This is a genomic window from Streptomyces aurantiacus (assembly GCF_001418335.1).
Lineage (GTDB): Bacteria > Actinomycetota > Actinomycetes > Streptomycetales > Streptomycetaceae > Streptomyces > Streptomyces aurantiacus.
The window spans coordinates 1-10,169 of record NZ_LIPP01000187.1 but is presented as its reverse complement, the minus strand read 5'-3'; the positions used below and the strand labels follow the sequence as shown (position 1 = coordinate 10,169).

Here is a 10,169-nt window from a genome sequence, read left to right as displayed (position 1 = left end):
CAGGCGTCCGCGCCGGCGCCGGCGCGGACGCCTGCCGCGTTTCTCGATCCGCCGCCGCCTGCTTCGCCGCCTGCCGCGACGCCTGTCTCGAAGCCTGCTGCGCCTGCGCCGCTTGCTGCGCCTGTGCGTGCGCCTGCGCCTCGGACCGTGCGTCCCGCGCGGCCCGTGCGTTCCGCGCCTCACGTGGGTCGCGAACCTCACGTGCGCCGCGGGCATCCTCGACGTCGGCCCGTACTTCGCGGCGCGTCGGAGGCATGGCGAAGGCCCGGACGTCCACCGAGTCGGTGACGCCGTCCGGGTCGGCGCGGGGCTCCTCCTCGTCGGTGGAGCGCGCCCTCAGGTCCTTGGCGTATCGGCGCTCCATGCCCGCCCGTCCGGACAGCAGCCGGATGGCCGTGCTGAAGCGTTCCGTCGGACGGGCCTCATTGAGCTCGTCCTGCCTACGGAGCCACATCGGCACCAAGTAGGCGGCCCAGGCCCCGACAATGACTGCGTAGATGAGGCCGCTGTTGGTCACGCCTCACACGGTAGAGGGGTTTGCATGAGGCCATCTGCCAATTGAGCCGGTGTGTCGCACGATCTGGCTGATATTTCGAGCTTTTTTTGTGACCGATGTGATCAGCAGGCCACTGAGAGTACGAAATTAATGCCCGAGGATGGTCGATCACCGATCATTTTCGAACACCTATTTCATTTACGCGGTGTTTCGGGGTGTGTCCCTAGGTGCGTTTTCGGACGCGCCCGACGCGTTCCTGGAGCGTCGGATCCGCCGCCAGCGAGCCAGCAGTCCTTCGGGGATCTCTTCGGCCGTGAGCGCGAAGACGAGGTGGTCGCGCCAGGCGCCGTCGATGTGGAGATAACGTGGACGAAGGCCTTCGTCGCGGAATCCGAGTTTCTCGACGACCCGTCGGCTCGGCCCGTTCTCGGGCCGAATGCAGACCTCGATGCGGTGCAGACCAACGGTCCGGAAGCAGTGGTCGGACACGAGCGCCACGGCTGTCGGCATCACTCCGCGACCGGCGACCGCCTCGTCCACCCAGTAGCCGATATGGCCCGAGCACATGGATCCCCAGGTGATTCCGGCGACCGTCAACTGCCCGACGAGCCGCCCCTGGTACTCGATGACGAACGGCAGCATCCGCCCCGCGTGCGCCTCGGCACGCAGATGCCGGACCATCTGCCGGTACGTCGGCCGGTGCACGATCGGCCCGCTGGGCGTGGGGGGCGGAATGGTCGCTTCCCAGGGGCGCAGCCAGTCACGGTTGCGCCGGTTGACGTCACGCCAGGCCCGCTGGTCGCGCAGCTTTATGGGCCTGAGGACCACATCGCCGTCCACCAGCTCGACCGGCCAGGATGGGCTGTTCAGCTCGCACCCCCGCTGCCGCCGGGTCTGGGGTGGTCGCCGCCGCGGATCTGGTCGACGGCGTGGATCAGGAGGGGTTCGAGGACGGCCAGACCGTCCCTGACCCCGCCGGTGGAACCGGGCAGATTCACGATCAGTGTTGCCTCCGCGACCCCGGCCAGGCCCCGGGAGAGCGCCGCCGTGGGCACCTTCTCGCGGCCGAACGCCCTGATGGCCTCCGCGATGCCCGGTACCTCGTACGCGATCACCTTGCGCGTGGCCTCCGGGGTGCGGTCGGTGGGCGAGATGCCCGTGCCGCCGGTGGTCACGACGACGTCGTACCCGGACCGGACGCCCACCCGCAGCGCGTTCTCCACGGGGTCCCCGTCCGGAACCGCCCAGGGGCCGTCCACGGCGAAGCCGAACTTCGCGAGTGCCTCCGCGATCAGGGGCCCGCCCCGGTCCTCGTAGACACCCGCCGCCGCGCGGTTGGAGGCCGTCACCACGAGCGCGCTGTACGGGGCCGTCAGCGCCTCTCCGGTCGGCGGCCCGGCCGGTGGCACCGGCGATGGTGTCGGCCGCGGCGCCGGTGGTGGTGGTGTCGTCATGGCCGGCTCCAGTCGCCCGACTTGCCGCCCGTCTTCTCCTCCACGCGTACGTCCGTGATGACCGCCCCCTTGTCGACCGCCTTGACCATGTCGATCACGGTGAGTGCCGCCACGCTGACCGCGGTGAGGGCCTCCATCTCGACGCCCGTGCGGTCGGTGGTCTTCACGGTGGCCAGGATCTCGACGGCGTCGTCCGCGACCGACAGGTCAAGTTTGACACCCGACACCGACAACGGGTGGCAGAGCGGAATCAGATCCGGTGTGCGTTTGGCGCCCATGATGCCCGCGATGCGCGCGGTGGCGAGGGCGTCTCCCTTGGGCACTCCCTCGCCGCGCAGCAGCTCGATCACGCGGGGCGAGACCAGGACACGGCCGCTCGCGCGGGCGGTGCGGGCCGTCACGTCCTTCTCGGACACGTCGACCATGCGGGCGGCACCCGCCTCGTCGATGTGGGTCAGTCGATCCTGCGTACTCATGCTGTGGCGGCGCTCCCGGTCGTGCCTGTGGTGCGCGACACGGTACTCCCAACCGGGCGGTCTCAGCCGAGGAGGACCACCTCCACCTCGGTGCCGGGCTCCACGGACTCCACGGACTCCGGGACCACGATCAGCGCGTCGGCGTGTGCGAGGGCCGCGATCAGGTGGGATCCGGCGCCACCGACGGGGGTCACCTCACCGTCCGCGTACCGTCCGCGCAGGAACTGACGGCGTCCGGCGGGCGAGGTGAGCGCCTTGTCCGTACGGAGCGTCGCCCTGGTGGTGGGCCGGTGGACGTCGGCCACGCCCATCAGGGTGCGGATCGCGGGGCGCACGAACAGCTCGAAGGACACGTACGACGAGACGGGGTTGCCCGGGAGGGCGAGCAGCGGGGTGTGGTCGGGGCCGATGGTGCCGAAGCCCTGGGGTTTGCCGGGCTGCATCGCGAGCTTGCGGAACTCGATGCCGCCGCCCGCCTCGTCCTCGTCACCGACCGAGGAGAGCGCCTCCTTGACGACGTCGTACGCGCCGACGCTGACGCCGCCCGTGGTGACCACGATGTCGGAGCGGATGAGCTGATCCTCGATGGTGGCGCGGAGTGTCTCGGCGTCGTCGGCGACCGCGCCCACGCGGTAGGACATCGCTCCGGCGTCCCGGGCCGCGGCGCACAGCGCGTAGCTGTTGGAGTCGTAGATCTGGCCGGACTCCAACTCGCCGTCCGGCTGGACGAGTTCGCTGCCGGTCGACAGGACCACCACGCGCGGGCGCGGCCGTACGCGGACGGTCCCCCGGCCGATCGCGGCGAGCAGGCCGATCTGCGGGGGGCCGAGGACGGTGCCCGCGGACAGGGCGAGGTCGCCGGCCTTCACGTCGCTGCCCTTGGCGCGCACATGCGCGCGTGCCTGCGCCGGGCGGTGGACGTGCACCTGTCCCGAGGCGCCCTCGGGGGACGTGCTGCGGGCGCGCATCGCGGAGACGGGACCCGCGCCGAGGCCTCCGTCGGTCCACTCCACGGGGACGACCGCCTCGGCGCCGGGCGGCAGCGGGGCGCCCGTCATGATGCGGGCGGTCTGGCCGGGGCCCACATGCAGCAGCTCGGCCTGGCCCGCCGCCACGTCGCCGACGACGGTCAGGACCGCCGGGTACTCCTCGCTCGCGCCGGCGACGTCCGCGACCCGGACCGCGTACCCGTCCATCGAGCTGTTGTCGAACGGCGGCAGGGAGACCGGCACCGTGACGTCCTCGACCAGGACGCAGCCCTGGGCGTCGAGGAGCTGCAGCTCGATGGGGTCGAGAGGGCGCACCGTCGCGAGAATGTCCTCAAGGTGCTCGGACACCGACCAGAGGTGGTCCTGGCCGGTGACACGGGGCGCGGCGCTGCTCAAGTTGCTACATCTCCTCGGTGACGTAACTGCGAAGCCAGGTCCGGAACTCCGGGCCCAGGTCTTCACGTTCGCACGCGAGTCGGACAATGGCACGCAGGTAGTCTCCGCGGTCACCGGTGTCATAGCGGCGGCCCTTGAAGACGACGCCGTGCACGGGGCCGCCGACCTTCTCGTCGTCCGCGAGCTGCTGGAGGGCGTCGGTGAGCTGGATCTCGCCGCCGCGGCCGGGCTCGGTGTCGCGGAGTATGTCGAAGACGTGCGGGTCCAGGACGTAGCGGCCGATGATCGCGTAGTTGCTGGGGGCGTCCGCCGCGTCGGGCTTCTCGACGAGGCCGGTCACCTTGACGACGTCGCCGTCCTCGGTGGCCTCGACGGCCGCGCATCCGTAGAGGTGGATCTGCTCGGGCTCGACCTCCATGAGGGCGATGACGCTGCCGCCGTACTGCTCCTGGACGTCGACCATGTGCTTGAGCAGTGGGTCGCGCGGGTCGATCAGGTCGTCGCCGAGGAGTACCGCGAAGGGCTCGTTGCCGACGTGCGGGGCGGCGCACAGCACGGCGTGGCCCAGGCCCTTGGGGTCGCCCTGGCGGACGTAGTGCATGGTGGCGAGGTCGCTCGACTCCTGCACCTTGGCGAGCCGGTCGGCGTCGCCCTTCTTCTGAAGGGCCGATTCCAGCTCGTAGTTGCGGTCGAAGTGGTCCTCCAGAGGCCGCTTGTTGCGGCCTGTGATCATGAGGACGTCATCGAGGCCCGCGGACGCGGCCTCCTCGACCACGTACTGGATCGCCGGCTTGTCCACGACAGGCAGCATCTCTTTGGGAGTGGCCTTGGTCGCCGGCAGGAACCGGGTGCCGAGTCCTGCTGCCGGGATGACAGCCTTGCTGATCCTTGGGTGCGACTGAGTCATGCCCGACACCATATCCGGTGCCTTTGTAGTGAATCTGTGGCTCCGGTTAATTCGCTCTCATATGAGCGCATTACGAAGGGTACGGAACAAGCCTATGAATCACCCTGGCCCCGAAGAGGACTCTGGCAAGCGGTGGTTGCGGCGAGACATCCTTGCGGTGAGGAGCCGGTTGACGGCCGATGACGTGCGGGAGACGGGGGCCGCGCTCGCCGCCCGCGCCCTGGAGCTGCCCGAACTGGCGCACGCGCGCACGGTGGCAGCCTATGTCTCCGTGGGGAGCGAACCGGGCACCCGCGCGCTCCTCGACGCACTCCGCGCGCGGGGAGTGCGCGTGCTGCTCCCGGTGCTCCTCGCGGACAACGACCTCGACTGGGGCGCCTACGAAGGCCACGACTCGCTCGTACGGGTCCGGCACGGGGACAGGATGGCCCTGCTGGAGCCCGCGGGTGAGCGCCTGGGCCCGGAGGCCGTGCTCGCGGCCGACGCCGTACTGCTGCCCGGCCTGGCCGTGGACGGGCGCGGGATGCGGCTCGGCCGCGGCGGCGGATCGTACGACCGGGTGCTCGCGCGCCTGGAGCGGGCGGCCGCGGATCCGGCCCTGGTGGTGGTGCTGCTGTACGACTCCGAAGTGGTCGGCCTGGTCCCCGAGGAGCCGCACGACCGGCCGGTGCGCGCGGCGGTGACCCCTTCGGGAGTGCACCGCTTTCGCTGATACGTGAAATGGCCCTCCACGCGTGCGTGGAGGGCCATTTCACAGGTACTTGTGCACAGGTACTTCCGAGGTGCTTCTCAGGGCTCGGGATTCTCAGGGTTGCAGTACCAGCGTGTCCGACGTGGCCTTGTCGACCGCCCGGTCCGTGGAGACCCACGGCAGCAGTTCGCCCTTGACCCACTTGCTCGTCTGGTCGATGTAGTGGGCGCTGTAGGCGTGGCCTGAGGCCCCGGTGAGGTTGATCCACTTGGACTTGTCGAAGTCGTCGAGGTTCACCACCATGCGCATCGACGGCACCCAGACCACCGAGTATCCGCCCGCCGCGTTCCAGCCGGTGGCGTTCACCGCCGCCTCGCCGCCGCCCAGGTTGTACGGGCCGCGGTTGAGCATGTACTCCAGGAAGCCGGGACCGTCGGTGCCCAGGGTCTGGTTCTTCAGGTACAGCCGGTGCAGCCGGCCCCAGTTCCAGGTGTCGAGGTCCTTGCCGAGCTTGGCGGTCAGCTCCCAGCGGGCGTCCTTGAGGGCCCGCTCGAACAGCTCGTCACGAGTGTCGACGACGGTGGAGTCGGTGCGCGTCCTGGGCGCCGACCACCAGTCGTTGTCCTCGTCGTCGAGGATCTTGCGGACCACCTCGAACCAGCGGTCGCCGCCGTCCGGCTGCGCGCTGTCCGCGTCGCGCTGGCCGCACTCGCGCACCTTGTCGTCCTCGCCGTCGACCGGTCCGGTGGAGTCGGCCGGTTCGACGGACAGGCACTGGCCCTTGACCCGCAGCTCCTTGGGCAGCTTGTTGCCGAAGGCGAGCTTGAGGATGTTGCGCCAGGTCGCGTTGAAGTACGCGGCCGCCGCCGAGTCGGCGTCCTGGGTGTAGTTCCAGCCCTCCAGGAGCTTCTGCGCCTCGCGGACGTCCTTGTCGGCCACGTCGATCTTGAGCAACTTGGGCACCAGCAGCTTGGCGATCTCGCTGCTGTTGTCGAGCTGCATCTGGCGCATGTCGTCCGTCGAGACCTTGCCGCCGTTCTTCGTCTTCGACGCGATGAGGTCGGCGATCCGCTGGCTGCGCGTGCCGTAGCCCCAGTCCGTGGTGAGCGTGTACGGGTACTTGTCCTTGTCGACCACGGCCTGGTTGGCGGTCACGATGTAGCCGCGTTTCGGGTTGTATTCGTACGGCAGCTCGTCCTGGTCGATGTAGCCGTCCCAGCGGTACTTGGAGTCCCAGCCGGGCGACGGGAGCGAGCCGTCGCCCTCGCCCCGGGTGGGGATCCTGCCGGGCATCTGGTAGCCGATGTTGTTCTCCCGGTCCGCGTAGACCAGGTTCTGCGAGGGAACGTCGAAGAGGGCGGCGGCCTTGCGGAACTCGGTCCAGTCGGTGGCCCTGTTCATCGCGAAGACGGCGTCCATGGTGGTGCCGGGGTCCAGCGCGGTCCAGCGCAGGGCGATGCCGTAGCCGTCGCCGCGGTCGGGGGCCGCGCTGTCGACGCCGGCCTTCTTGCCGACCTTCACGAGTTCGTCGTCGCGGTCGGACAGCAGCGGTCCGTTGTTGGTCTCCCGGACGACGATGGTCTTGCTCGCACCGCCCGCGACGTCGATCTTCTCCCTGCGGGTGGTGAAGGGCAGCACCTTGTCGTCGTACTCGTAGCCGTCCCCGGTGAGCTTCTCCAGGTACAGGTCGGTCACGTCGGCGCCGGAGTTGGTCATGCCCCAGGCGATCTCTTTGTTGTGGCCGATTATCACGCCGGGCATGCCCGCGAAGGTGTACCCGGAGACGTCGTACTGGCATTTCTCGGAGACGCTCTTGCAGTGCAGGCCCATCTGGTACCAGACCGAGGGCAGCGAGGGCGACAGGTGCGGGTCGTTGGCCAGCAGCGGCTTGCCGCTGATGGTGTGGGCGCCGCCTACGACCCAGGAGTTGGAGCCGATGCCGTTGCCGTTCACGCCGACGGCCTCGGGGACGTCGTCCAGCACCTTGTAGAGGCCCGACAGCTGGCTCTCCAGTCCGGTGGCCTCGGTGCCGCCCGCGAGCCCGGTGCCCGCCGAGGACTGCGTACCGGCGGTGCCGCTGCCGCTGCCACTGGCGCCGTCCTGCGTGTACTCCCCAGTGACGCTGTCGTACTCGCCTTCCTGCACGATCGGCTTGTTCCGGTCGTACGGGTACTCCGGGTACAGGTCGGCGATCTGCTTCGGGCCGAGGCGGCTGGTCATCAGGGAGCGGTCGATCTCGTCCTGCATGTTGCCGCGCAGGTCCCAGGCCATCGCCTTGAGCCAGGCCACGGAGTCGACCGGGGTCCACTCCTTGGGCGCGTAGTCGTTGGAGAAGCCGAGGGCCGCGTACTCCAGGGAGATGTCCGCGCCGTCCTTGCCCCGCAGATAGGCGTTGACCCCCTTGGCGTACGCCTGGAGATGCTTCTTCGTGCCGGCCGACAGCTCGGTCTTGTACTCCTTCTCCGCCACCCGGTCCCAGCCGAGCGTGCGCAGGAACTCGTCGTTGTCGACCTGGCTCTTGCCGAACATCTCGGAGAGTTTGCCGGCCGTCATGTGGCGGCGGACGTCCATCTCGTAGAACCGGTCCTGCGCCTGGACGTAGCCCTGCGCCATGAACAGGTCCTCGTCGGTCGAGGCGTAGATCTGCGGGATGCCGTAACCGTCCCGTTTCACGTCCACCGGGCCCGACAGGCCTTCGAGGGTGATGGACCCCTTGGTCTGCGGGAAGGAGGCGCGGACGGTGCTGATGCTCCAGAACGCCCCGTAGGCGACACCGCCGATGATGGCCAGAACCAGGATGATCAGGATCAGACGGGCTCTGCGCCCCTTCTTCCTGCCGGACTTGCCGGACTTGTGACCGGAAGATGCGGTGGTGTTGGGGGGCATCGCTGTCCTTGCTGTCCTCACGCGAGCGGCAGACGGGCTTGTCCATTTGACTGAACGCTGGAGCAACCATAGGCGCAGGGCCAACCCGGACTTGACGCGGAGTCGGGAACCCGGGCGGACGGAAGTTCGATCATGCCTCGGCAGGCGTCAAGAAAGCGTCAAGAGTTAGGTAAGGTAACGAAGTAGTTGAATCGTCGGAGTAGTTGAAAACGGTCACATTGAACTTTCTCGATGACCGGACCGACCGACCTTGATGACCGGACCGCCCTGACGGCCGGAGTGATCCGACTGGTCAAAACGATCTACTCGGAACAGCGAGAACAGCGAGAAGGGAACAGCCGCTGACTGTCCACCACCTCAACCAGCTCCTGCTCGTCTGCTCGCTCGTTCTGCTCGTCGCGGTGGCGGCGGTCCGGATCTCCTCGCGCAGCGGGCTGCCCAGCCTGCTCGTCTACCTGGGCATCGGCGTCGCCATGGGCCAGGACGGCATCGGCGACGTCCACTTCGACAACGCCGAACTGACCCAGATCATCGGATACGCGGCCCTGGTCGTGATCCTCGCCGAGGGCGGTCTGGGCACGAAGTGGAAGGAGGTCAGACCGGGACTCCCGGCCGCCTCCTCACTGGCCGTCGTCGGCGTCTCCGTGAGCGTCGGCATCACGGCGACCGCGGCCCACTACCTGATCGGGCTGGAGTGGCGGCAGGCGCTGATCATCGGCGCGGTGGTGTCCTCGACGGACGCGGCGGCGGTGTTCTCCGTACTCCGGAAGGTGCCCCTCCCCTCGCGCGTGACGGGCATCCTGGAGGCCGAGTCCGGCTTCAACGACGCCCCGGTCGTCATCCTCGTCGTCGCGTTCTCCACGGCGGGGCCGGTGGATCACTGGTACCACCTGATCGGCGAGATCGCGCTGGAGCTGACCATCGGCGCGGCCATCGGGCTCGCGGTGGGCTTCGTGGGGGCGTACGGGCTGCGGCATGTGGCGCTGCCCGCCTCCGGCCTCTATCCGATCGCGGTGATGGCGATCGCGGTCACGGCGTACGCGGCCGGGGCGCTGGCCCACGGCAGCGGCTTCCTCGCCGTGTATCTGGCGTCGATGGTGCTGGGCAACGCCAAGCTCCCGCACTGGCCCGCCACCCGCGGCTTCGCCGACGGGCTCGGCTGGCTCGCCCAGATCGGCATGTTCGTACTGCTCGGCCTGCTGGTCAGCCCGCACGAGATGGGCGACGACATCTGGCCGGCGCTCGTCATCGGCCTGGTGCTGACCATGGTGGCGCGACCGCTGAGCGTCATGGCGGCCCTGCTGCCGTTCCGCATGCGCTGGCAGGAACAGGCCCTGATGTCCTGGGCCGGGCTGCGCGGCGCCGTGCCCATCATTCTGGCCACCATCCCGATGGTGAGCGGCATCGAGGGAAGCCGTCGCATCTTCAACATCGTGTTCGTCCTTGTCGTCGTCTACACCCTCGTGCAGGGGCCGACACTGCCCTGGCTGGCCAGGAAACTGGGCCTGTCCAAGTCCGACTCGGAGACCGCCGACCTGGGGATCGAGTCGGCGCCGCTGGAACGGCTGCGCGGCCACTTGCTGTCCGTGGCGATCCCGGACGGGTCGAAGATGCACGGCGTCGAGATCAACGAGCTGCGGCTGCCGGCGGGCGCCGCCGTCACGCTGGTCGTACGCGACGGAGAATCGTTCGTGCCGCTTCCCGCGACAGTTCTGCGGCGCGGCGACGAACTGCTCGTCGTGGCGACGGACCCCGTCCGGGACGCCGCCGAACAACGACTGCGCGCGGTCGGCCAGGGCGGCAAGCTGGCGGGGTGGCTGGGGACGAGTGGGGACGACGTGGAGGGTTGAGTCGCGTGGGGGGCTGAACTACGT

At 69.1% G+C, this 10,169-nt stretch carries 8 protein-coding genes and 1 pseudogene; 2 read left to right on the top strand and 7 right to left on the bottom strand.

Annotation, left to right across the window (positions count from 1 at the left end):
• From AOK01_RS24190 to galU, 6 genes and pseudogenes are all read right to left on the bottom strand, one after another.
• A pseudogene (locus AOK01_RS24190) lies at nt 1-517 on the bottom strand (hypothetical protein); the annotation flags it as partial.
• A gap of 177 nt (nt 518-694) precedes the next feature.
• A complete protein-coding gene (locus tag AOK01_RS24185; RefSeq protein WP_055515144.1) occupies nt 695-1,366 on the bottom strand; it encodes a GNAT family N-acetyltransferase in 672 nt (223 codons plus the stop codon).
• Nucleotides 1,363-1,950, bottom strand: coding sequence for a MogA/MoaB family molybdenum cofactor biosynthesis protein (locus tag AOK01_RS24180; RefSeq protein ID WP_079103700.1), 588 nt, complete (start codon nt 1,948-1,950; stop codon nt 1,363-1,365). Before AOK01_RS24180 ends, AOK01_RS24185 begins: the two co-directional genes overlap by 4 nt.
• The gene (gene moaC, locus AOK01_RS24175; RefSeq protein WP_055515143.1) at nt 1,947-2,426 is read right to left on the bottom strand and encodes a cyclic pyranopterin monophosphate synthase MoaC; all 480 of its coding nucleotides are present in this window, start codon (nt 2,424-2,426) and stop codon (nt 1,947-1,949) included. The genes AOK01_RS24180 and moaC overlap by 4 nt, the downstream gene beginning before the upstream one ends.
• Before the next feature lie 62 nt (nt 2,427-2,488).
• Nucleotides 2,489-3,811, bottom strand: a complete 1,323-nt coding sequence (gene glp / locus AOK01_RS24170; RefSeq protein WP_055515141.1) for a molybdotransferase-like divisome protein Glp — start codon at nt 3,809-3,811, stop codon at nt 2,489-2,491.
• Between the two features lie 4 nt (nt 3,812-3,815).
• A complete protein-coding gene (gene galU, locus AOK01_RS24165) occupies nt 3,816-4,718 on the bottom strand; it encodes a UTP--glucose-1-phosphate uridylyltransferase GalU (protein WP_055515145.1) in 903 nt (300 codons plus the stop codon).
• A 94-nt stretch (nt 4,719-4,812) separates the two neighbouring features.
• On the opposite strand from galU, the gene AOK01_RS24160 reads away from it, so the two are divergent.
• On the top strand, nt 4,813-5,430 hold the full coding sequence (locus tag AOK01_RS24160; RefSeq protein ID WP_055515140.1) for a 5-formyltetrahydrofolate cyclo-ligase: 618 nt from the start codon (nt 4,813-4,815) through the stop codon (nt 5,428-5,430).
• 93 nt (nt 5,431-5,523) lie between these two features.
• On the opposite strand, the gene AOK01_RS24155 is transcribed toward AOK01_RS24160, so the two are convergent.
• Entirely contained in the window at nt 5,524-8,295 is a 2,772-nt protein-coding gene (locus AOK01_RS24155) for a penicillin acylase family protein (RefSeq protein ID WP_055515139.1), read from the bottom strand.
• A 341-nt stretch (nt 8,296-8,636) separates the two neighbouring features.
• Between AOK01_RS24155 and AOK01_RS24150 the strand changes: the two genes are divergently transcribed.
• The gene (locus tag AOK01_RS24150) at nt 8,637-10,145 is read left to right on the top strand and encodes a potassium/proton antiporter (protein ID WP_055515137.1); all 1,509 of its coding nucleotides are present in this window, start codon (nt 8,637-8,639) and stop codon (nt 10,143-10,145) included.
• Nucleotides 10,146-10,169 lie beyond the last annotated feature (24 nt).

Bases quoted from the DNA above. Each gene is read 5' to 3' on its own strand.
- AOK01_RS24160 (WP_055515140.1), top strand. From the start codon at position 4,813: ATGAATCACCCTGGCCCCGAAGAGGACTCTGGCAAGCGGTGGTTGCGG.
- moaC (WP_055515143.1), bottom strand. From the start codon at position 2,426: ATGAGTACGCAGGATCGACTGACCCACATCGACGAGGCGGGTGCCGCC.
- galU (WP_055515145.1), bottom strand. From the start codon at position 4,718: ATGACTCAGTCGCACCCAAGGATCAGCAAGGCTGTCATCCCGGCAGCA.
- AOK01_RS24155 (WP_055515139.1), bottom strand. From the start codon at position 8,295: ATGCCCCCCAACACCACCGCATCTTCCGGTCACAAGTCCGGCAAGTCC.
- AOK01_RS24180 (WP_079103700.1), bottom strand. From the start codon at position 1,950: ATGACGACACCACCACCACCGGCGCCGCGGCCGACACCATCGCCGGTG.